Here is a 22,476-nt window from a genome sequence, read left to right as displayed (position 1 = left end):
AGATGTTATGTCAGATCAATTTACGAGCCGTGAAGCTCGGCGTAAAGCGAACAGCAAGTCGAGCCCTTCACCGAAAAAAGGCAAGAAACGAAAAAAAGGCGGATTATTTAAAAAGACGCTATTCACTTTACTCATTCTGTTTGTTTTAGGCGTAGTCGGCGGTGCTGTAACATTTGCCGTCATGGTTTCTGATGCGCCATCACTGGACGAAAACAAATTGAAGACGCCTTATTCATCGACAATTTATGATAAAAACGGAAAAGAAGTCGCAGAAGTCGGTGCCGAAAAGCGTACCTACGTCTCGATAGATGAAATACCTGATGTCGTAAAAGAAGCCTTTATCGCGACAGAGGACGCACGTTTTTACGAACACCACGGGATTGACCCTGTCCGTATCGGAGGCGCCTTAGTCGCCAACTTTAAAGACGGCTTCGGAGCTGAAGGCGGAAGTACCATCACCCAGCAGGTCGTCAAGAACTCCCTTCTGTCACATCAGAAAACGCTAAAACGGAAGGTGCAGGAAGTCTGGCTTTCTATACAGCTGGAACGTAATTATTCTAAAGATGAAATTTTAGAAATGTATTTAAACCGAATTTATTTTTCTCCTAGAGCCTACGGAATCGGAAAAGCGGCGGAAGAATTTTTCGGCGTCACTGATTTAAGCAAATTGACAGTGGAACAGGCTGCGACACTTGCGGGTATGCCGCAGAGTCCGACAGCTTACAATCCGGTTAAAAACCCTGATAAAGCGGAAAAAAGACGGAACATTGTACTCAGCCTGATGAAAAAGCAAGGATTTATTTCTGATTCTGAATATACTAAAGCCAAAAAAGTGGCGATGAAAGACGAAGGCGTTGTTTCACAGAAGGAATATGAAAAAACAAATTCAAACAAATACAGTGCGTTTGTCGATGAAGTCATGAAAGAAATAGATGAAAAATCTGATGTCGATCCATCTGCTGACGGATTAAAGATCTATACAACACTAGATACAAAAGCACAAGACACTTTAGATGAATTAATGGATGGGGACACTGTCGGATTTACTGAAGGCATGCAAGGCGGCGTGTCGCTTCTTGACACAAAAACCGGTGAAGTCCGGGCAATCGGTTCCGGAAGAAATTCAACGGTTGGGGGCTTCAACTATGCCACACAAGGAAAAACTCAGCCTGGTTCTACGATAAAACCAATTCTCGACTACGGACCAGTTATTGAAAATAAAAAATGGTCAACTTACGAGCAAATTGATGACTCAGCTTACACGTATTCAGATGGAACACCTATCCGTGACTTTGACCGACGATATAAAGGGCCTATGTCCATGCGGGAAGCACTGGCACAATCCCGTAATATCCCAGCTTTAAAAGCATTCCAAGCAGTCGGAAAAGACACTGCAGTGGATTTTGCTAACGGATTGGGACTCGGTTTAAATAAGGAAAAAGTGTATGAATCCTATTCTATTGGAGGATTCGGAGATGACAACCCGGGTGTCTCTTCACTGACGATGGCAGGAGCATACAGCGCATTTGGAAATAACGGAACATATAATGAACCGCATTTTGTGAAGTCTATTGAATTTAACGATGGAACAAAGCTTGACTTAACACCGAAATCAAAGTCAGCAATGAGCGATTATACAGCCTTTATGATTACAGATATGCTGAAAACAGCTGTTAAGACAGGTACTGGACAGCTTGCACAAGTACCTGGAGTCGAGGTAGCCGGTAAAACTGGAACAACAAACTTTGATGAAGATACTATACAAAAGTACAATATCGCCTCTGGCGGTGTGCCTGATTCCTGGTTTGTCGGGTATACACCTCAGTACACTGCTGCTGTATGGACAGGTGTAGATTCAAAAAACAAGTTAGGGAAAAAATCTTTAAATCATACAGAACAACAAGTTGCAAAACGTCTATTTGCACAGCTCATCGCCCAAGTCGATGACGGAAGCGGATCATTTGAGAAGCCTGACAGCGTAGTGGAAGCCACTGTAGAAAAAGGCTCTAACCCGGCAAAACTGGCAGGGCCGAATACGCCAAGCGCTAAAAAGCTCACAGAGTATTTTGTAAAAGGTACGACTCCTACTACTGTTTCTAAAACATATGAGAAAGAAGAAAAAGAAGAAACAGCAAAACTGTCTGGTTTAAGTGTGAAATATGATAAAGACAATCAATCATTGACATTAAGCTGGAATTACGACGGAGATGCGACCTTTGCTGTTAAGCAATCTGTTGATGGCGGCAGCTACTCTGAAATTCAAAACAGCTCTGCAAAAGAGGCAGTCATTTCGGGCGTGCAGCCAGGCTCTGTATACAAATTCGAAGTGACAGCCGTCAGTGATGATGGCAAAAGTTCAGCGTCGACATCCTATGAAGTGCCAAAAGCCGAAGAGGATGAAGATAAAAAAGACCAGCAGCAAACGGATGATGAAAATCAAGATGATGAGAAGACTCAGGATGACACACAAACTGATGATTCTCAAACAGATGACAGTCAGAAAGATCAAGATCAGATAGATGATTCAACAAACGATCAAGACAAAAAACAAGACAACACGAACACCAACCCGTCTGACAACAGCAACCAAGACCCATCTAAAGATAACAGCAGCAATAACAATGGCCGCAAAGAAGAAGATGCGTCAGATGGTGACTCAACAGACGATTCAACAGGAACGGATACAGATAAAAACAAAACGAATACATCTGGCAATACACAAACGAATTCATCATCAACTGAAAAAACGAATTAAAGACAAAGCCATCACCCTTTTAAAGGTGATGGCTTTTTTCTGCACAATAAAACCTCCCTTTTTAGGGGAGGCTTTATCGTTTCATCGCGTGATGCTTATAAAAATGCTTTTTCATTTCTGTAAAAAGTTCATCTAGCTGGATAAAGCAATGATATTGGGTCGGCTTCAGCAGAATAAACTCCACTCGTTCAGCCCAATTAATCGGCTTAGCCGGAAATGATTTTTTTGTCAGTTCTGACCAATTCAGCGACATCACCCGCTCACCCGCTGTCCAGTGAAATGAAACAAGTAAACATACAATCCCTTTAAGCATGTCGTTTTGGTCGCATCTGGACTTTCTTGTTTGAAATACAGGGAGAAGTGATTCTTTTGTTTCTTCCCACACTTGAAATAGATACGGAACGTACTTGGCGCTGTTTTCCCACGGCAATATGTCTTGCGTGGTCTCAGAGAAGTCAAAATACAAAGGATTGACCCTTAATGCTTCCTTGATATCGGTGAAGTCAATGTGGCCTAGACTGCGCAAATATTGCTCATAAGAAGCTAACAATTCATTCGCTGCCGTCATCGTTTCACCAGCCCTTTTTTATCTCTCTTCTGCCCTTCTCTGCACAGAGAAATCAATGGACATTCCGCACAGCGCGGCGATTGTGCCTTACAATGATATCTACCGAAGAATATGAGGCGATGATGAGTAACGGACCAATCTTCTTTAGGAACCTTGCGCATCAGCGTCTTTTCGACTTCCAGCACAGAATCCTTCCATCGGCAGATGCCCAGACGCTTGCTGACCCTCTCGACGTGTGTATCCACTGCAATGGCTGGTACGCCAAAGGCAACAGATACGACAACATTGGCAGTCTTCCGGCCAACTCCTGGGAGTTTCACTAGCTCATCACGGTCCTTCGGTACTTCTCCGCCATAATCTTCAATAATCATTTTGCTCAGCTTTTGAATATTTTTTGCTTTATTACGGTACAAACCGATTGATTTGATATCCTGCTGGAGCTCTTCCAGAGAAACAGATAAATAGTCTTCCGGCCGTTTATATTTTTGAAATAATGTTTTGGTCACCCTGTTTACAAGTGCGTCTGTACATTGCGCAGATAATGCGACTGCCACCACTAATTCAAAAGGATTGGAATGAACAAGTTCACACTCCGCGTGGGGAAACATGTCGCCTATCTTCTCTAAACAGAATTCAATTTGTTTTAGATTTAACACGATTGTCACCTTTTCACTTTATTGTTCAAGCCAATTGTAAAAAGGAACCTGCCTCTTATACTCTTTTTGCGGCTCATTCTGTTTTGTTTGAACACGCCGGAATTTTTGGCTGTGGATTTTGGCCTGCTCCACTGTTTTCAGCCCGTTTTTCTTCCATTCAAATAAAATCCGGTCAATGTAGCGAAAGCTGAGTTTTCCTGATAATACAGCCTCTTTTAAAGCGTGCTTAATCAGCTGTGCATCATGCTGATCCTGATCCTGCCAAATGGCCAGTGTTTCACACTCTAAAGGAGATAATGGTCTAGCAAACTCTTCTTCAAAAATCGTATAAAGGCTTTTTTGTTCCCCTTCTGCTCTTCTTTCTTGTGTTTGATTCTGGGCAAGCTCTATATACTCATAGAGCTTGCCCCATAAAGGCTGGAGTGAATATTTCTCAAACTTGATTCCGTTTTGGTCTTCGCCTTCCTCAATAAACAGAAATCCCTTTTGAATAAACATACGCAATCTGTTTGTGCATTCTTCAACAGAAATCGTCATGCCTTCCTGCAGTTCATGCGGTGTAGGAAAATAAGATCCCTTTTCTAAATGCATTTTGATTTTCAACAGCAGAATCAGTTCTGTTTCATTAAGTCCAAGCTGTTTATAATGGGTCAGCAGAAGATTGGGGATCGTCGACATCCCCATCTCCTGCATATCAATAAATTGCTGTTTTTTCATCGTTACACCTCTTACTGTAAAGGTTAGTGTTTTTCCCCTTTACTGTAAAAAGTCTCCCTTGCAGGAGACTCTTTTTTCTTGTTTCATTTACATGTATTACGGATACAGACGGTTCAACAGTCTTGGGAACGGAATTGTTTCACGCACGTGAGGCGCTCCGCTGATCCAAGCGACTGTCCGCTCTAATCCAAGGCCGAATCCGGAATGTGGAACTGATCCATATTTTCTAAGTTCAGCATACCATTTATATGCGTCAGAATCCAGTCCATGTTCTTTAAGACGCGCTTCCAAAAGTTCCATATCGTGAATCCGTTCAGAACCGCCGATGATTTCTCCGTAGCCTTCAGGCGCGATCAGATCTGCGCAAAGCACTACATCTTCACGGTCAGACGCCGGCTGCATATAGAACGGTTTTAAGGACGTCGGATAGCGAGTAATGAAAACAGGCTTGTCATAGTGCTCTGCAATCGCTGTTTCATGAGGCGCTCCAAAATCGTCTCCCCACTCGATATCGTCAAAGCCTTTTTCTTTCAGAAAGTCAATCGCTTCGTCATACGTGATTCTTGGGAACGGCGCTTTGATTTGCTCAAGTTTTGACGTGTCTCTTCCTAGCGTGTTTAATTCAATTTTGCAATTCTTAAGAACTGATTGCACGATGAATGACACGTAATTTTCCTGTACTTGAAGGTTTTCTTCAAATTCTACAAACGCCATTTCCGGTTCGATCATCCAGAATTCGATTAAGTGACGTTTTGTTTTCGATTTTTCTGCTCTGAACGTCGGTCCGAAGGAGAATACTTTTCCTAATGCCATCGCCGCAGCTTCCATGTACAGCTGTCCGCTTTGAGACAGGTAAGCATCTTCATCGAAGTATTTTGTCGCAAAGAGCTCAGTTGTTCCTTCAGGCGCGCTTCCAGTCAAAATCGGCGGATCTACTTTTACGAAGCCTTCGTTATTAAAGAATTCGTAAGTCGCACGAATGATTTCATTGCGGATTTTCATGATCGCATGCTGGCGCTTTGAACGAAGCCATAAATGTCTGTGATCCATCAAAAATTCCGTACCGTGTTCCTTAGGCGTAATTGGATAATCAGTCGCTTCGTGAATGACTTCAATATCTGTCACAGCTAATTCATACCCAAGCGGAGAACGCTCGTCCTCTTTGACAATTCCTTTTATATAGAGTGACGTTTCCTGCGTCACAGATTTAGCCGTTTGGAAAATGCTTTCTTCAACCTCCGCTTTTACAACGACACCTTGAATAAAACCAGTACCGTCTCTCAGCTGTAAAAACGCGATTTTCCCGCTTGAACGCTTATTAGCGACCCAAGCTCCGATCGTTACTTCCTCACCTACGTGCTTGTACACTTGGTTGATTGTTGTTTTCAAAATATTTCCCTCCAAAACAAGAAGACATTCGGAAGCTTTTGCCCCGCGAACTCTTTTATCATCACTTTATTATACCCGGTCTTAACTGACCGGGTCAATGCAGATAAAAAGCGGCTTTTTGTCAGCCGCTTTCTGATCTGTTAGCTATGTTTTTCTACAAAACGTTTGATTCGTTCCACCGCTTTTTCAAGAAGGTCTAAGGATGTTGCGTAGGACAACCGGACATTATCAGGAGAGCCGAATCCGGAGCCTGGAACAATCGCGACTTTTTCTTCTTCAAGAAGCGCTTTGACAAATTCATCTACATCTTTGAAACCGCATGTTTGAGCTGCTTTTTTTGCATTCGGAAATAAGTAAAAAGCACCTTCCGGCTTCACGCAGCTGAAGCCCGGGATTTCAACGAGCTGATCATAAATCGTGTTTAATCTATGCTCAAATGCTTTTCTCATCTCTTCCATTGGCTCAGAAGGTCCGTTGTATGCGGCAATCGCTCCGTATTGTGCGACAGATGTCGGATTTGACGTGCTGTGGCTTGCAAGGTTTGTCATCGCTTTGATGATCTCTTCTGCTCCAGCCGCATAACCGATTCTCCAGCCTGTCATGCTGTGTGATTTTGATACGCCGTTGATGACGATCGTTTGCTCTTTCAATCTGTCAGACAGCTGGGCGATGGAAACGTGTTTCTTGCCGCCGTATGTAAGTTTTTCATAAATTTCGTCAGATACGATCAGGATGTCATGATCAAGGCACACTTCGCCAAGCGCAGCCAGCTCTTCTTCCGTATACATAACGCCAGTCGGATTGCTTGGTGAATTAATAACGATTGCTTTTGTTTTTTCTGTGATCGCTTTTTTCAGCTGCTCAGGAGAAATCTTAAAGTGATTTTCCTCAAGTCCTTCTACATAAACAGGCTGACCGCCAGCAAGTTTCACCTGTTCCGGATAGCTTACCCAGTACGGCGTTGGAATAATCACTTCGTCTCCTTCATCCAAAATCACTTGGAAAAGGGTATACAGTGCATGTTTGGCACCAGTACAGACAATCAGTTCAGACGGTTTGTATTCAATATTCTGGTCACGTTTAAATTTCTCTGCAATGCTGTTCTTTAATTCAGCCAAGCCGCCTGAAGGCGTATATTTCGTATGTCCTTCGTTCATTGAGCGTACAGCTGCATCAATAATGTGCTGCGGTGTATTGAAGTCGGGTTCACCCGCTCCGAGGCCGATGACATCATGGCCTGCCGCTTTCAATTCTTTCGCTTTCGCTGTAATTGCCAGTGTTGTAGACGGTGTTAATGCGGATACTCTTTTTGCCAGTTTCAACTTGAACTCCCCCTAATTCGTCTTAAGGCGTGATATTTTTGAGAATCTTTCCAGTTGTAAAGTCCACATAACTTAAACTGTATTGTCCTTCTTTGTCTAAGTACGTTACTTCCCAAAGCAGGACGTTCCCTTCTCTTGCCAGGTGAACCTCTTTTTGCTTTGAAACCAGGCCTTCATCTTGTATGATTTTCGCCGCTTTGTCCTCGGTGATCCCCTCTTTTGCTTCTTTTGAGAGAATTTTTGCTTTTTTATCAGCAGGAACCCACACATATAATTTGATGCCTTTTTTGTCGGTTCCCTTTACGATATAATATTTTTCTTTTCCGACAAATGTTTCGACTTGATCAACGCTGGTGAGGTCGGTTTCTTTTTTCGCTTCAGCAGCTGCTGCTTCATGCCCCTTTTCCTTTTGTGCCATGGCTGATTTATAAATGCTTGCCGAGACAAGAAGTACTGCTAAAAAAATAATACCAAATATGGCGGTAAATATTAATGCTTTTTTTCTCATCTTCTCACCTACGTACGATAAATGGTAAAAACGGCTTGGTTTTTGTTTTCTTCATCAAGTGCAAGACCGAACATCAGATTATCTCTTTTCAGTGTCCGATTCAGCGTGTCTACAATTTTATAAAGGTCATCCGAATGCTCTACATTAATTGTTGAAAGAATTTCGATTTTGCTTTCCATTTTTTCATCCTCCAAATTGAACAAATATTGTTAGTCATACTCCTTTTCAGGACGCGCCATACTAGTACCACAGAGCGGAAAACCGCTTTAACAAATAAAACACGTCCTACTCCCACACCGGAAAGCCGCTTTATGCGGCTTTTATTCACTTTTCCCGGCAACATAAGCTTCAATCTCACTGTCAGTCACTTCAGATATTGCGGATGTCGGCAGTGCATCAAGAAACAGGCGCCCGTAACCAGCGGTTTTGACCCGTCTGTCTAATATGACAATCGTTCCTTTGTCTCCAGCTGTCCGGAGCAAGCGTCCAATTCCTTGTCTGAACGTCAGCACCGCTTCCGGCAGTGAGACCGTTTGAAACGGATTGCGCCCTTTTTTTCTCGCCAGCTCACATTTTGCAGCGTGCAGCGGATGATCCGGCGCCCGGAAAGGAAGTCTTACAATGATCACTGTCGTCAGCTCATCGCCAGGGAAATCAACGCCTTCCCAAAAATGATTCGTACCAAGCAAGATGGCCTGATTGGCTGTTTTGAACGTTTTCATCAGTTTTCCCGGACTGCCGCCTGTTAAGCCCTGAGCCAGAAGCTGAATGCCGGAAACACTCATGGCGGGCTTTAGTTCCTGATGCACTTTTTTCAGCATGTCATGAGACGTAAACAGCACAAGGATTTTCGGCTGTTGTTCTTTTGCCATCAGTTCGATATAGCGTGCGGTATCCTGTATAAATTCTGTCTGGCCCGTATCTTGGATCGATTTTATTTCTTTTGGAATCATTACCTGCATCCGCTCATCGTAAGAAAAAGGAGACGCGATCCTCATTGTGCGGGGGAAAAAGTCGCTTAACCCCAAACGCTCAATGATAAATTGGAACGAATTTTCTATCGTTAGAGTTGCAGATGTAAGAACAACACTGTTTTTCCGCGCAAAAAACTGATCAGCAAGAAGCTCGCCCGGTTCCAGCGGCTGTGCATATATAGCTACGGCATTTTTCGCACCTTTAGCATCTATTTCAATCCAAACCGCTTCATGGTCATCTGAGCCAAAGAACAGCTGATTGAGAGTCTGTGCGTACTCCCCCAAGTCATTCATGCTTCTATTATATTCATCGGCCAAGAAAGCATTTTTGCTTTTCATGGCCGTCAGATGTTCTTCCATCAGAGCCGTTTGGGCCTCAAAAATCTGCTGCAAATGCGCCAGCATAGAGCAGAGCCTTTCCGCTCCGTCTGTTAATACGGGCCATCCTTTATCGTGAGTTTTTTTGTTCACGTTAAAGACAAGACGGTTTAAGTCTTCTTTAGGTTTTCTTCGTTTGACAAAAGAATGCACAGAGCTGAAGAAAGCATCACTTTCCGCCTGAATATGCTGGAGCCACTCCTCCATTTCAAAAAATGAATCCACCGGCAGGCTGTGGCGCTGAAAAAGCTGTCTCATTTTTTTCAGCAGTCCCTGCTCTTTCAGCGTTCCGATTCTGCTCAATTTTGTATGCAGTTCTATGTAAGTTGCTCTTTTTCCTAAATGTTCGCTTGCGGCACGTTCAAAATGGTGTGCTTCATCAATAACAAAAGTCCCGCTATCCGGGAGTCTTTTTTTTCTGCTTGCCTCATCGGTAAGCAGAAGAGAATGATTCGTAATCACCAGATCAGACCGCATGGCACTTTGTTTGGCCCGTTCATAAAAACCGATCACTTGATCCCTCTGATTTCGTTTATAAGATTGATCATCATATGCCAATCTGTCCCACAATAGCTTTCCGCCTGACGGCAAATTCAGTTCTGCTACATCTCCCGTGTTTGTCTCTGTCAGCCAAACAAGAAGCTGGGCTTTTGTCAAAACGGCATCATAGTTATCGTCTTCTTCATGAAGCACCTGCTCAAACTTATAAAGGCACAAATAATGCGATTGCCCTTTTAAAATAGCCGCAGTCACCGAAAAAGGGAACATATCTTTGATGATCGGCAAATCCTTCGTCAAAATCTGCTGCTGAAGAAGAGTTGAATACGTGCTGATGACGACTGGCTTTTTTGACTTCTTAGCAAAAAGTGCAGCCGGAATCAGGTAGCCGATTGTTTTTCCGATGCCCGGAGCAGCTTCAATCAACGCATGTTCACGATTGGCAAAGGCCTCAGCCACTTCTTTCATCATCAGCATCTGGCCTTCCCTTTTTTCGTAATGGGGCATGAACTCAGAGAGCGCTTTTTCATTTCCCGCTGTCCAATTTTCAATCTCAAATAGAAATGCTTCATCTTCCTTGAGACGTTCAATCTCTGGTTCAGGTTCTCTGACAGAAAAAGAGGAAAAACGCGTATAGCCTGGCATATCTGTATGTCTGTTTTCATAAATGAACATATCTAACAAATGCGTCAGATCACTGATAAAATGCTGTGACAGCCTTCTTAACTGCTTTAATGTCGGATAAGGAAGCCGCCTAAGCTTTTCAAGAATTTCCAAAAAAATAAGTCCTGTGACTTCAGCGTCGCTGTCAGCTCGATGCGGCTGATCATGCCGCAGCTGAAGCTCTTCGCTTAATTCAGTCAGCTTATATCCCTCAAATCCCGGAAATGCGATACGGGAGAGCTCGACAGTATCCAGCACTTCACAATCTGGAAGCTGGAAACCCGCTTTATGCAACTCATGCTTCACAAACCCGAGGTCAAAATGGATATTGTGTGCGACAAAGTAAGCGCCGTCAAGCAAATGAAACACTTCTTCAGCCACTGCTTCAAACGGCGGCTGATCCTCTACCATTTGATTTGTGATTCCCGTAAGCTGTTCAATAAAAACCGGAATGGATTTATTTGGATTAATATATTTTGAAAACCGCTCAGTAATTTGTCCATTTTCAATTACAACCGCTGCAATTTGAATGATTTTATCGCCCTTTTTTGGCGAATTCCCTGTTGTTTCTACATCTATAACAACGAACCGTTGCTTTTTCATTAAAATGGACACCTCAATTCTTGCATACGACAAAAGTGTAACACGTTTTGTACGGAAATGGAGCGGCAAAACCGTTTTACGCTGAAAATCTTAAAAGAAAACCCCCGGTAAAGGGGGCGGTATATCTACAAAATGGTGCTGGCAGGTTCTTGTCCAAGCATTTGTTCAATTTTGTTTTGGTCATTCAAAACGGCAACTTTCGGCTGATGTTTTGCCGCTTCTTGATCAGACATCATTTTGTAGGAAATAATAATCACCTTATCGCCTTTCTGTACAAGGCGTGCAGCAGCTCCGTTTAAACAGATGACTCCGCTCCCGCGCTGACCGGGAATAATGTACGTTTCCAGGCGTGCTCCATTGTTATTATTCACAATTTGCACTTTTTCATTAGGAAGCATTCCTACCGCATCAATCAGATCTTCATCAATTGTAATGCTGCCTACATAGTTAAGATTTGCTTCGGTAACCGTTGCCCTATGAAGCTTTCCGCTCATCATCGTGCGATACATCATTATATTCTCTCCATTTCTCGAATATCAATAATGATATTGTCTATTAAACGCGCTTTTGAAAATGCAACTGCTACAGCCAGAATAATCTTTCCTTCCACCTTGTTCACAGGCTCAAGCTCCGGATAGGAATAAAGCTCAACATAATCAATGTTGCCGCTTGTCGTTTCAATGATGTCTTTTGCAGCTTTGATGACCGCTTCAGGATTTCTCTCACCTGCTCTGATCAGCTCGGCACTCGTCTGAAGGGCTTGGTAAAGCTTAGGTGCTTCTCTTCTTTCCTCAGCCGTTAAATACACATTCCGGGAGCTTTTAGCTAACCCGTCTTTCTCTCTGACCGTATCTACAGCAACCAGTTCAATATCCATGAAGAAATCACTGATTAAACCATCAACAACTGCCACCTGCTGTGCATCCTTTAAACCAAAATAAGCGCGTGTCGGTTTAACAAGGTTGAACAGCTTCGTCAGCACGATGGCAACTCCGTCAAAATGTCCTTCTCTTGAACGCCCGCATAAAACATCTGTACGTCTCTCAACATGTATCGTTACATTTTTTTCACCGGGATACATGTCACGGGCATCAGGAGTGAAAAGAATATCAACGCCGATGTTTTCCGCATGAGCGGCATCACGTTCCAGATCGCGCGGATACGCTTCAAAATCCTCACCGGGACCGAATTGCGTCGGATTTACAAAAATACTCATGACGACGGCGTCATTTTCTTGTCTGGCTTTGTCTGCCAAGGTTAAATGCCCTTCATGAAGAAATCCCATCGTCGGAACAAATCCGATTGTTTTGCCTTCTGAATGATATTGTGTAATGATTTCTTTCAGCTGTGAGATATCTGTAATCTGCTTCATCTTATTTTCCTCCGTACAAGCCTTCCAAGACTGACTGATTCATCTGGAAGGAATGCTTTTGTTCAGGGAAGGCACGACGTCTTACATCATGGACATATCCACTGATTGCTGTTTCTATTGTGCCGTCAATTTGCGTATATTGTTTCACAAATTTAGGTGTTCTAACAACACCATGACCGATAATATCATGATAAACAAGAACCTGTCCGTTCGCTTTTACACCAGCTCCAATTCCAATGACAGGGATGGTTAATGTCTCTGCGATTTTTGCCGTGAGTTCTGCAGGCACACATTCAAGCACAAGCATCATGGCTCCCGCTTCCTCACATTTTATACTGTCTTCTATTAATTTCTTTGCGCTTTGTTCATCTTTGCCCTGGACTTTATATCCGCCTAATACACCGACTGATTGCGGTGTCAGCCCTAAATGACTCACAACAGGAATGCCACCGAGCGTCAAGGCGCGGATGGATTCAAACACCCCTTCACCGCCCTCCAGCTTCAGCGCGTCAGCTCCGCTTTCCTGAACGATAGCTGTGGCATTTTTCAGCGTATCCTCTTTAGACAAGTGGTAGGACATAAAAGGCATGTCGGTTACGATAAATGTATTTGGCGCACCTCTTTTGACCGCTTTCGTATGATGGATCATATCCGCAACTGTCACGCCGACAGTTGAATCAAGGCCTAGCACGACCATTCCTAATGAATCGCCGACTAAAATCATATCCACTCCCGCTTGTTCAGCAAGCTTGGCTGCCGGATAATCGTAAGCCGTCAGCATGACAATCGGTTCTTCATTCTCTTTCATTTTTAAGAAATCAAGTTTTGTTTTCACTTTTTCTCCTCCTCATTTTTAGAGGAGATGAGCTGCCGTTTCTTATCCAAGCCAAAAAACCTTCCGCTACACGAGAAGGATTCTTCACTTTCTAAAGTTCGGCGAGTTTCATCCCTCTGTCCCAGTCCTTTTTGGATCAAGGCAGACTGCTGCAATGTCTATCTATTTTTTATGAATAGGTGCAGTTCGCAGGCGATACTGCCCAATGGAAGTATATCAAAATCAACAGGGTTGTACCAACTACAATGAACTCATTTCGATATCTGCCGAATAGATTTTTTTTATGCCTTCCTTCGTTTCTAAAAGAAGAACACCCTCTTCGTCTATTCCTAAGGCTTTCCCATAAAATGTTCCGTTTAGCGTTCTTGCTCTTAATTCACTGCCGATTCCAAGCGCATAGCTTTCCCACAGAAGCTTAATTGGCGTGAAACCATGCGTCAAATAGTCGCGGTACCGTTTTTCAAAAGAAAGCAAAATATGCTGCATAACGCTCGCCCGATCTATTTTTTCCCCGGCTGCCAAGCTAAGGCTCGTCGCGATTTCCTTAAGCTCCTCGGGAAAATCGTCGGCCTCTTGATTAACGTTTATGCCTGTACCGATAATGACTGAACGGACACGGTCTTCTTCCGCCTGCATTTCAGTTAAAATGCCAACTGCTTTTTTTCCGTGAATTAATATATCATTAGGCCATTTAATATCCGTTTGAAGGCCTGTTGCCTCCTCTATTCCTTGCACAACAGCTACCGCAGCAAGAAGCGTAAGCTGCGGTGTTTTTTGAAGCGGAATGTCTGGACGCAAAATCAGACTCATCCAGATGCCTGTTCCTTCTTGAGAATGCCACACCCTTGACATCCTCCCTCTGCCGGCTGTTTGTTTATCCGCGACAACGAGAGTGCCCTCCGGCGCGTTATCATTAGCAAGCTCATGAGCCTTTTTTTGAGTGGATGAAAGGACGTCATGATAAAAAAGATGCTGCCCCATCACTTCTGTTTTTAGCCCAAACCGAATTTCACTTTCACTGAGTTTTCCAGGCTTTTTGATGAGTCGATACCCTTTTCTTCTGACAGCTTCCACTTCATAGCCTTCTTTGCGAAGCTCCTCAATATGCTTCCATACAGCTGTTCTCGAACATCCGAGAGCATCACTGATTTTTTGGCCGGAAATAAACTCGCTTCCGGCCTGAGAAAATAATTCTATAAGATCGTTTCTTAAGGTTGATCGCATGTCTTCAGCCACTCCTCTATGTGTTTCTTCTGATTGGAGAGCTTTCCCGTTACAACAGCCTGCTCTATCCGCTGTAATTCTTCAGACACCCATTTTCCAGCGGGCTGGTTTCGCAGTGCAAGTAAATCCCGCCCTGTGATGGCAAGATCCTTCAAGCTTTTGATGGGCAGGCTTTGATAAGCTTCTCGGACTTCCTTCAGTCTCTCACCGTTCAGCTGCTTGGTTTGCCGGAGCATTGATATTTTGACCGCGGATAAAAGCGCTTTTTCACCAGCCTTGTACATAGACATAGCGTCAAGGCTCTGGCCAAACGTGTCGGCAATGTGAGCGGCTTCCTTCATCACTTTTCCAGGGAGCTTCCAGGCTTTCAGGAAAAGCATCGCATCTTTCAATTCTATCTGAAGATCAATCAAAAGCGCTGCCCAAAGTTCCTCACGAGAAGTGAGAAAAGAAAACGGAAACTCGCTCGCCGTAAGCAGGTTCTCTCGTTTGTGATAAAAACCGGGCAGTTCTTTATAAAGCCCCGTATGTACAAGCATTTGAATGGCCTCTCGGGACGCTTTTCCCAGTAAAAGCTTCTCGAACTCTATTGTTTTTCGTTCGACTGATACATGTGACAGAAGTGTTTTCTCTTTTATGATCGCTTCTTCTGTTTCTTTCGAAAGCGTAAATCCGAGCTGGCTCATAAATCGCACCGCTCTCAGCATGCGAAGCGCATCCTCCTGAAACCGGTCCTCCGGTTTTCCAACCGTTCGAATCAGCTGCTGATCAATGTCTTTCTTTCCGCCAAAATAATCAAGAACTTGGCCGTCAGCTGTCATAGCCATCGCATTAATCGTTAAATCCCTGCGTTTTAAATCCTCTTCTAACGATGTAATAAAGTGTACTTCTGACGGCCTTCTGTAATCTTCATAATCTGATTCAGTCCGGAATGTAGTGACTTCATAGGTATCATCTTCCCAGAGCACGATAATTGTCCCATGCTCTTTGCCGACATCAACCGTCCGCTTAAAAAGCTGTTCTACTTGGTCCGGTGCCGCATCTGTCGCAATATCGACATCTCCAATTGTTCGTTTCATATAGCTGTCACGAACTGCGCCTCCGACAAAGTAAGCTTGGTGGCCTGCTTCAATTAATGTGCGGAGCACGGGAAGTGCTTTGATAAAATCTTGTTCCATGTCATCACTCCGGTTCTGCTAAATCGGCATATATCTGTTCATACTGGCTGACAATCTTTTGTGACGAAAATTCATTATTGAGCATTTCCATGGCCGCTTCGGTAAACTGCTTGCTCAGCTGTTCGTCTTCTAAAATGCGAACCGCTTTGGCTGAAGCGGCTTCGACATCGCCGACATCCACCAAAAACCCGCTCACATTGTTTTTTATCACTTCAGGGATACCGCCAATATTCGTTCCGATGCAAGGTACTCCGCATGCCATCGCTTCAAGCAGGACAAGGCCGAAACTCTCTTTTTCAGACAGCAGCAGTTTCAAATCACTGATTGAATAAAGCTCCTCTACACGGTCTTGATTCCCAAGCATCAGCACTTGTTTTTCCAGCCCGTATTTTCTGACAAGCTCACAGGCGACTGATTTTTCAGGGCCGTCTCCGACTAAGAGCAGTTTTGCTTTTGTTTTGCCGGCTATATTGCGAAACACATGGATGACATCCTGCACACGTTTGACCTTTCTGAAGTTGGACACATGGATCACGACTTTTTCATTCGGCAGTATGCCATGTTTCTCTTTAATGGCCGCTGTGTTTTTCTTAAGATAGACACGTTCATCTATGAAATTATAAATCGTTTCTATTTTTTTCTCCGGCTTAATTAAATCGTACGTTTCAGCAGCAAGGGCTGATGAGACTGCTGTCACCCTGTCTGAAGCCTCTATCGCAAAACGGATAAGATCTTTTAAAGAGGGGTCGTAGCCTAATACTGTAATATCCGTTCCATGCAAAGTTGTCACGATGCCGATACTCCGTTTCAGCATCTGCTTTGCGAGATAAGCGCAAACCGCATGCGGCAGAGCGTAGTGCGCGTGGATGATGTCTAAATTCTCCCGTTCTGCAACCTCAGCGATCTTGCTTGCCAATGTTAAATCATACGGCGGATATTTAAAAACGGCATATTGGTTTACTTCAACTTCATGAAAGTGAATATTAGGATGGTATGTATTTAATCTGAACGGGATGCTTGATGTTATAAAATGGATTTCATGTCCCTTTTCAGCAAGCTGTTTCCCGAGTTCTGTCGCAATGATACCTGAGCCGCCGACGCTCGGATAGCATGTAATGCCTATTTTTAGTTTTTTCATTGTTCGCCCCCAAGCACATCATGATCCAGCATCAGCATTCGATTGGAAAAGAAGCCCTCGGCGTACCCTACACCCGCTTCTTTGCCGTACAGCTTTTCTCTTGCTTCAACGATCTCGATATAACCATTCGTCAATGGTGTTGAAACAGAATTATGTGACGGTACAAACTGGCTTTTGTAGGCATTGAGGCTTTTCTTTTTATCCTCAATTGTATCCGAGATATCAATAACAAAATCAGGCTGATGAAAACCATTTATCATATAATAGTAGACCTTACTTACTTTATGCGCAGGCAGGCTGTTTTCATCCTTATATTTATGAATTCCTGCTGAAAAGATCGCTTCTTCAACCAGTGCGGCAGCATTGCCGTGATCCGGATGACGATCCTTTTTATATGGCATAAACACCGCTTTCGGCCGGCAGGTTCTAATGATTGTGACAATCGCCCGAATCGCATCATCACTCTTCATCAGCCCGCGGTCAGGGAGCGTCAGCTGAATTCTTTTGTCCACACCTAGTATACGGGCTGCTTCGGCCGCTTCTTCTTTTCGCAAACTGACTGTTCCGTTCGAAGATAACTCCGCTTCAGTCAAATCGCATATTACAGCTTTTTTTCCCTGTTTGACAAACTTTGCTATTGTACCGCCCATACCGATCTCGACATCATCACTATGAGCGCCAAAAGCAAGAACGTCAGCATTATACATGAGGTTCTTCTCCCCGAAGAAGATTGCGGAATTCAAAAACGCCTTCATTTAGTGTGCGAACAAGAATTTCTGCAGTTCCCATATTGGTGGCAAGCGGAATCGAATAAACATCACATAAACGGATTAATGCCGAGACATCCGGTTCATGCGGCTGTGCGGTCAGCGGGTCGCGCAAAAAGATAACCAGGTCAAGTGCGTTAGCGGCAATTAACGCGCCGATTTGCTGGTCTCCACCTAAAGGGCCGGATTGAAAACGCTGAATTTTAAGGCCGGTCGCCTCTTGAATTTTCAATCCCGTTGTTCCCGTTGCATATAGATCATGATGACTCAAAATCTCTTGATAAGCGGTTGTAAATTGGATCATATCCTGTTTTTTCTTGTCATGCGCGATCAAAGCAATTTTCATCATTTATCCCCCTGTCTAATCAATGATATTTTCCAATCCGTACACAAGCTGATCAATCTTCATGACTTGTTCTACAGACAGTTTTACACCGGACATGAAGGAAGCGCGGTTATAAGAGTCGTGGCGAATCTGCAGCGTTTGGCCGTCCATGCCGAACATCACTTCCTGATGGGCAATCAACCCTGGTAGACGAACACTGTGCAGACGGATTCCGTTTAGCTCCGCACCTCTTGCTCCTGGGAGGATTTCTTTTTCATCTGGATGCCCTTGCTGTTTTTCTTTTCGAACTTCAGAAATCATTTCCGCTGTTTTGAGAGCCGTTCCGCTTGGCGCGTCAAGCTTCTGATCATGGTGCAGCTCAATAATCTCAACATCATCGAAGTAGTTGGCAGCCATTTTTGAGAATTTCATCATGAGTACCGCACCCAATGCAAAGTTTGGAGCGATGATAGCCCCGATCCCTTTTTCTTCTGTCAGAGTTGTAAGTTCTTTCAAATCAGCTTCAGAGAAACCGGTAGTACCCACTACAGGACGGACACCGTGTTCTAATGCAACTTTTGTATGTACTTTGCCGATTTCGGGTGTTGTTAAATCAATTAATACATCTGGTGTTGTTTCTGTAAAGCAGGCATGGATATCTGTGTAAATAAGAGCATCAGACTCCACAGCCATCACATCAGATAATTTGTGCTGATCGTATGTATGGTCTACTGCTCCGACCAAGTCAAAATGAGGTGTTTTTTCAGCCAATTTAACAGCTTCTTGCCCCATTCTTCCCCGCGGTCCTGCAATGACTACTTTAATTGTTTCGTTTGACATCTTGATCTCCTCTACTTTCCTTCTTCTTTTCTTGTCCAGCGGTCTTTATCTCTAGTATTAAATTTATGCATGACTCGGTCGTGGGCTTCCTCCAATGAAATATCAAGAGAGTTCGCTAAACAAACCAATACAAACAGCACATCGCCCATTTCCTCTTCCATGCTTTTATCATCTTCAGTCGCTTTTTTTGGTTTTTCTCCATAACGATGATTGACTTCTCTTGCAAGCTCGCCCAGTTCTTCGGTTAATCTTGCCATCATGGCAAGCGGGCTGAAATATCCTTCTTTAAATTGGCCGATATAGCGGTCCACCTCAGCCTGTATATCTTTCATTGTTTTATCACTCACTGCACGAAACCTCCTATCATCCTCTTACATGTTAGCTAATTCGGATACGTTTGACAAATGTTTAAGCACGTTTGCTGTTTTCTTTTGCATCCACTATAATATAAACGCTATCTAATGGAAGGAAAAGGGGTTTTGTGTGATGCTTGGAGAAATTAGATTAAAAAACATAATTTTTATTTTAATCGGTGCAGCAATTTTTTCATTTGGCCTGGTTCATTTTAATATGCAAAACAATCTGGCAGAGGGTGGATTCACGGGAATTACACTATTGCTTTATGCCCTTTTCCATATTAGTCCTTCTATTTCAAACCTGGTTTTGAATATCCCGATCTTTTTTATCGGCTGGCGTTTGCTGGGCAGGACGATGTTTGTATACACACTAGTCGGTACTGTAGCACTGTCTTTATTCCTCAGCATTTTTCAGCGATATGAAATACATATGCCCCTTCAGCATGATCTTGCGCTTGCCGCTTTATTTGCCGGCGTATTCATTGGAGCCGGCTTAGGCATTATTTTTAAGTACGGCGGGACGACGGGCGGGGTTGATATCATTGCCCGTTTGATCAATAAGTATTTTGGGATACCAATGGGCAGAACGATGTTTGCTTTTGATGCTTGCGTGATCATTTTATCATTGCTTACCTATCTCTCTTACAAAGAAGCCATGTACACATTGGTTGCCGTATTTGTGGCGGCAAGACTAATTGATTTTACTCAGGAAGGCGGGTATGCAGCTAAAGGTGCAACAATCATCTCTGCGAAAAACGATCAGATTCAGAAGAAGATTCTTGAGGAAATGGAACGGGGCGTTACCATTTTGAAAGGACAGGGATCCTACACGAAAGAGGATCTAGACGTACTGTATTGTGTAGTGCCGAAAAACGAATTGGTCATGCTTAAAAGTGTGATTAACTCCATTGATCCTCATGCCTTTGTCGCGGTCAGCGATGTACACGATGTGCTTGGAGAAGGATTTACACTTGATGAAAATAAAAATCCGCTCCCGCGCTAATGTTTTTTGGATGACAAAAGGCGGCTGCCGCCGCCCCTCTTACTCATTTTGGGTAATCCCGTTTTTTCAGTTTCTTTTTTTCCGCTCTGTATTTTCTGTAACCGACATAAGTAAGTGCAGTAATGATGATACCTCCTGTAGTGATCATCACCCATAACAAAGACGGATCTGCATCATCCTCTTCCACCCTGTCAAATACACTCTTCAGGTCGTTCTGGAGTAGGGATAGCCGTTCAAGCTTCGTACTCTCGGTCATTTGCTGAAATCCCTCTTGCTCGATCACTGCAATATGTTTTCCGACTGTATCAAGCTGATCTTCTGATATATCAATTGTAAGACTTGGATAAATCAAATCATACAAGCTGATAAATTCATTCCACTTTTCATGAAAGCTCGTACTTTCATTTTTTTGGACATCCTGCTTAAGTGCGGCAAAGACCTCCATAATCGGCTTCTCCAGTGACCCCCATAGGGGATCAGACTGATTGTCAACAGCATCCATCAGCATTCTGAACTGCGCGGCTGCTCTGAGCTTTTGTGTGTCTGATGCCTCAGCCTGTTTTAAACTCCGTACCATATCGTTATAGCCCAAAGTAATTTGGCGAATTTGGGCTCCGGTTAACATGCTGTCTTGTTTCTGCTTTTCAGCGGATTTTAATGTTTTTTCAAAATACGATAGGACTTGTAGCGCCTCTTCATATTTCGATTGGCGGGTCATTTGAAAAACCGTATCGGATAAATCATTCAATTCCTTGAGGCTTCCCCGCTCTTCAGCCTTGGCATTCCCATTATAAAAAATAAGAGCAATCAACAAACAGATCGTCAGCTTTCGTTTCATGCAGGTCCCTCCCACTCTCTCTCCTTACAGAATATGAAGGAAAGGACAAGGATAGACCAAGATTGTCTTTACGTCAGTTGAAGCTTTGTTTGCTTTTTCGATATGACAAGATAGAAGGCAAGCCCGATTGAAAAGATGCTCAGCCAAAACGTTCCGTACCCGATGTCAGTCATATATTCAGAAAGCATGGAGTATTGAGGCATCATCCCAAACAGGTAATCAATGACATCATTATGAAGCGTCCAGACCGCAGCAATAACAAGATGCCATAATGAAAACCGAAAATACGGGCTGTACAGCACTCCTTGGACAGCCATTGCAAAATGCGAGGCAATCAGCATATAGCCTTCCCATGGCAAATCCCCCGTTACAGCCAGCACGAGAATATTCATGACGACCGCCCACAAGCCATATTTCACGAGCGTGACTAACGCAAGCGCTTCAAAAAGCGGAGCATTCCGCTTCATGAGAAAGGCCAGCAGCACAAACAAGAAGAAAAACGTTGCTGTCGGACTGTCCGGAACAAAGACGAGGAAACGGGCCGGCGTCTCCAGAAGCTGAGGCAAGTACCAATAGTAGCCGTAAACCGTCCCCAGAAAATTGATGGCTAAGACAAGAATAAGCATCGTTCGCTGTCCTAATACATATTGAAACCATTTCACATCAAATCAACTCTCAGTCTGTAAAAATAATATGTCCATATAAAAAAGCTGACGCCTGGTCAGCTTTTGATAATAAAAGTATATCCTTCCATTTCGCAATTCACAATACGTTATTTTGCGGTTGTTTCGGAAATGAATTTCGCAAGTTCTTCAAGCTGCTTATCATTTCCTTTGAACACACCTGCCGGCATTTGGCCTTTTCCTTCAACGGCGATCTTTTTGATTTCTTCCGGCTTCAGTCCGGTGTCTACCAATGAAGGCCCAGCCGCTCCGCCTTGAAGATTATCCCCGTGACATGAAATACAGCCCTGCTCCTGAAAAATTTTATATCCCTCGGCACTGGTATCGATATCCGCTTCTTTTGTGATTTTCCCCTGCTCCTCCGCCTTTGCCCAATCGTGAGTGGCTACAGACTGCCAGGTCAAAAATACAGCCGCGGAAATAGCTAAGAGCATCATCCCCACAGCCACAGGACGCTTCCAAGGCCTTCTTTCCGTTCCCCTGTCGAGAAATGGCGCCAAAAGCAGAGCACCAAAGGCGATCCCCGGCATAATCATAGCGCCGACCACCGTAAAGCTACCTGCGGCGTATTCATATTTCAAAAGCTGATATAAGAAAAGAAAATACCAGTCCGGCAGCGGAATATAACCTGTATCAGTCGGGTCCGCCATCCGCTCCAAAGGCGGCTGGTGTACAATCGTCAAAACAAGAAAACCGATCAGAAAGACAGCTCCGACCATCCATTCCTTTAATAAGAAATTTGGCCAGAAGGCTTCTGTTTTACCGGGATACTCTGAGTAATCCTTCGGTATATTCGGCTTTTTCTCAGCCGGTATCCTTGAGTCTCCTACAAATTTCATCCCTTTGCCCCGGTGCATGTCATCCCCTCCCTTTTATTCGCAGATCA

At 43.8% G+C, this 22,476-nt stretch carries 23 protein-coding genes; 2 read left to right on the top strand and 21 right to left on the bottom strand.

The annotated features are described in order from the left end of the window. Nucleotides 1-7: 7 nt before the first annotated feature. On the top strand, nucleotides 8-2,755 hold the full coding sequence (locus LJF29_RS04075; RefSeq protein WP_229147108.1) for a PBP1A family penicillin-binding protein: 2,748 nt from the start codon (nucleotides 8-10) through the stop codon (nucleotides 2,753-2,755). A gap of 73 nt (nucleotides 2,756-2,828) precedes the next feature. Here the strand turns inward: LJF29_RS04075 and LJF29_RS04070 are convergent, their stop codons facing one another. From LJF29_RS04070 to LJF29_RS03985, 18 genes are all read right to left on the bottom strand, one after another. Continuing rightward, nucleotides 2,829-3,323, bottom strand: a complete 495-nt coding sequence (locus LJF29_RS04070) for a YpoC family protein (protein ID WP_229147106.1) — start codon at nucleotides 3,321-3,323, stop codon at nucleotides 2,829-2,831. Then, complete coding sequence (gene nth / locus LJF29_RS04065) at nucleotides 3,320-3,979, bottom strand: endonuclease III (protein ID WP_229147103.1); 660 nt, start codon at nucleotides 3,977-3,979, stop codon at nucleotides 3,320-3,322. The genes LJF29_RS04070 and nth overlap by 4 nt, the downstream gene beginning before the upstream one ends. 18 nt (nucleotides 3,980-3,997) lie before the next feature. Then, nucleotides 3,998-4,696, bottom strand: a complete 699-nt coding sequence (gene dnaD / locus LJF29_RS04060) for a DNA replication protein DnaD (protein WP_168748110.1) — start codon at nucleotides 4,694-4,696, stop codon at nucleotides 3,998-4,000. Between the two features lie 96 nt (nucleotides 4,697-4,792). Further along, the gene (asnS, locus tag LJF29_RS04055) at nucleotides 4,793-6,085 is read right to left on the bottom strand and encodes an asparagine--tRNA ligase (protein WP_229147101.1); all 1,293 of its coding nucleotides are present in this window, start codon (nucleotides 6,083-6,085) and stop codon (nucleotides 4,793-4,795) included. Between the two features lie 140 nt (nucleotides 6,086-6,225). Then, entirely contained in the window at nucleotides 6,226-7,407 is a 1,182-nt protein-coding gene (gene aspB, locus LJF29_RS04050; protein ID WP_010334711.1) for an aspartate transaminase AspB, read from the bottom strand. Nucleotides 7,408-7,429: 22 nt separating this feature from the next. Further along, the gene (gene tseB, locus LJF29_RS04045; RefSeq protein WP_010334712.1) at nucleotides 7,430-7,915 is read right to left on the bottom strand and encodes a cell wall elongation/penicillin-binding protein regulator TseB; all 486 of its coding nucleotides are present in this window, start codon (nucleotides 7,913-7,915) and stop codon (nucleotides 7,430-7,432) included. Between the two features lie 8 nt (nucleotides 7,916-7,923). Then, entirely contained in the window at nucleotides 7,924-8,094 is a 171-nt protein-coding gene (locus LJF29_RS04040) for a YpmA family protein (protein WP_003225588.1), read from the bottom strand. 141 nt (nucleotides 8,095-8,235) lie between these two features. Next, on the bottom strand, nucleotides 8,236-11,031 hold the full coding sequence (gene dinG / locus LJF29_RS04035; RefSeq protein WP_229147099.1) for an ATP-dependent DNA helicase DinG: 2,796 nt from the start codon (nucleotides 11,029-11,031) through the stop codon (nucleotides 8,236-8,238). Nucleotides 11,032-11,156: 125 nt separating this feature from the next. Next, nucleotides 11,157-11,540, bottom strand: a complete 384-nt coding sequence (gene panD, locus LJF29_RS04030; RefSeq protein ID WP_168749453.1) for an aspartate 1-decarboxylase — start codon at nucleotides 11,538-11,540, stop codon at nucleotides 11,157-11,159. Between the two features lie 2 nt (nucleotides 11,541-11,542). Beyond that, the gene (panC, locus tag LJF29_RS04025) at nucleotides 11,543-12,403 is read right to left on the bottom strand and encodes a pantoate--beta-alanine ligase (protein WP_229147097.1); all 861 of its coding nucleotides are present in this window, start codon (nucleotides 12,401-12,403) and stop codon (nucleotides 11,543-11,545) included. A 1-nt stretch (nucleotide 12,404) separates the two neighbouring features. Further along, a complete protein-coding gene (gene panB, locus LJF29_RS04020; RefSeq protein WP_229147095.1) occupies nucleotides 12,405-13,238 on the bottom strand; it encodes a 3-methyl-2-oxobutanoate hydroxymethyltransferase in 834 nt (277 codons plus the stop codon). Nucleotides 13,239-13,478: 240 nt separating this feature from the next. Further along, nucleotides 13,479-14,462, bottom strand: coding sequence for a biotin--[acetyl-CoA-carboxylase] ligase (locus tag LJF29_RS04015; RefSeq protein ID WP_168748113.1), 984 nt, complete (start codon nucleotides 14,460-14,462; stop codon nucleotides 13,479-13,481). Further along, nucleotides 14,447-15,640: a CCA tRNA nucleotidyltransferase gene (locus tag LJF29_RS04010; RefSeq protein ID WP_229147093.1), complete on the bottom strand. Its 1,194-nt coding sequence runs from the start codon at nucleotides 15,638-15,640 to the stop codon at nucleotides 14,447-14,449. The genes LJF29_RS04015 and LJF29_RS04010 overlap by 16 nt, the downstream gene beginning before the upstream one ends. A gap of 4 nt (nucleotides 15,641-15,644) precedes the next feature. Beyond that, nucleotides 15,645-16,778 (bottom strand): N-acetyl-alpha-D-glucosaminyl L-malate synthase BshA, encoded by a 1,134-nt coding sequence (gene bshA / locus LJF29_RS04005; protein WP_229147092.1) that lies wholly within the window; start codon nucleotides 16,776-16,778, stop codon nucleotides 15,645-15,647. Then, nucleotides 16,775-17,485: a bacillithiol biosynthesis deacetylase BshB1 gene (gene bshB1 / locus LJF29_RS04000; protein WP_229147090.1), complete on the bottom strand. Its 711-nt coding sequence runs from the start codon at nucleotides 17,483-17,485 to the stop codon at nucleotides 16,775-16,777. Before bshB1 ends, bshA begins: the two co-directional genes overlap by 4 nt. Then, nucleotides 17,478-17,891: a methylglyoxal synthase gene (gene mgsA / locus LJF29_RS03995; protein ID WP_010334719.1), complete on the bottom strand. Its 414-nt coding sequence runs from the start codon at nucleotides 17,889-17,891 to the stop codon at nucleotides 17,478-17,480. Before mgsA ends, bshB1 begins: the two co-directional genes overlap by 8 nt. A 15-nt stretch (nucleotides 17,892-17,906) precedes the next feature. Further along, entirely contained in the window at nucleotides 17,907-18,710 is an 804-nt protein-coding gene (gene dapB / locus LJF29_RS03990; protein WP_229147085.1) for a 4-hydroxy-tetrahydrodipicolinate reductase, read from the bottom strand. Between the two features lie 11 nt (nucleotides 18,711-18,721). Next, entirely contained in the window at nucleotides 18,722-19,057 is a 336-nt protein-coding gene (locus LJF29_RS03985; RefSeq protein ID WP_004398044.1) for a nucleotide pyrophosphohydrolase, read from the bottom strand. A 139-nt stretch (nucleotides 19,058-19,196) separates the two neighbouring features. On the opposite strand from LJF29_RS03985, the gene LJF29_RS03980 reads away from it, so the two are divergent. Then, nucleotides 19,197-20,069 carry a YitT family protein gene (locus LJF29_RS03980; RefSeq protein ID WP_010334721.1) on the top strand — a complete coding sequence of 291 codons (873 nt, stop codon included), beginning with the start codon at nucleotides 19,197-19,199 and terminating at the stop codon, nucleotides 20,067-20,069. A gap of 43 nt (nucleotides 20,070-20,112) precedes the next feature. Here the strand turns inward: LJF29_RS03980 and ypjB are convergent, their stop codons facing one another. The 3 genes from ypjB to LJF29_RS03965 form a co-directional block, all read right to left on the bottom strand. Further along, the gene (gene ypjB, locus LJF29_RS03975) at nucleotides 20,113-20,907 is read right to left on the bottom strand and encodes a sporulation protein YpjB (RefSeq protein WP_168748118.1); all 795 of its coding nucleotides are present in this window, start codon (nucleotides 20,905-20,907) and stop codon (nucleotides 20,113-20,115) included. Nucleotides 20,908-20,975: 68 nt separating this feature from the next. Beyond that, nucleotides 20,976-21,569, bottom strand: a complete 594-nt coding sequence (locus LJF29_RS03970) for a DUF1405 domain-containing protein (protein ID WP_010334723.1) — start codon at nucleotides 21,567-21,569, stop codon at nucleotides 20,976-20,978. 110 nt (nucleotides 21,570-21,679) lie between these two features. Next, on the bottom strand, nucleotides 21,680-22,447 hold the full coding sequence (locus tag LJF29_RS03965; RefSeq protein ID WP_010334724.1) for a menaquinol-cytochrome c reductase cytochrome b/c subunit: 768 nt from the start codon (nucleotides 22,445-22,447) through the stop codon (nucleotides 21,680-21,682). Nucleotides 22,448-22,476: the final 29 nt, after the last annotated feature.

The sequence above is a fragment of the Bacillus sp. LBG-1-113 genome (assembly GCF_020708615.1).
Taxonomy (GTDB): Bacteria; Bacillota; Bacilli; order Bacillales; family Bacillaceae; genus Bacillus; species Bacillus mojavensis.
Note: the sequence above shows the minus strand (reverse complement) of the source record. Positions and strands in the feature narration are given on the sequence as shown.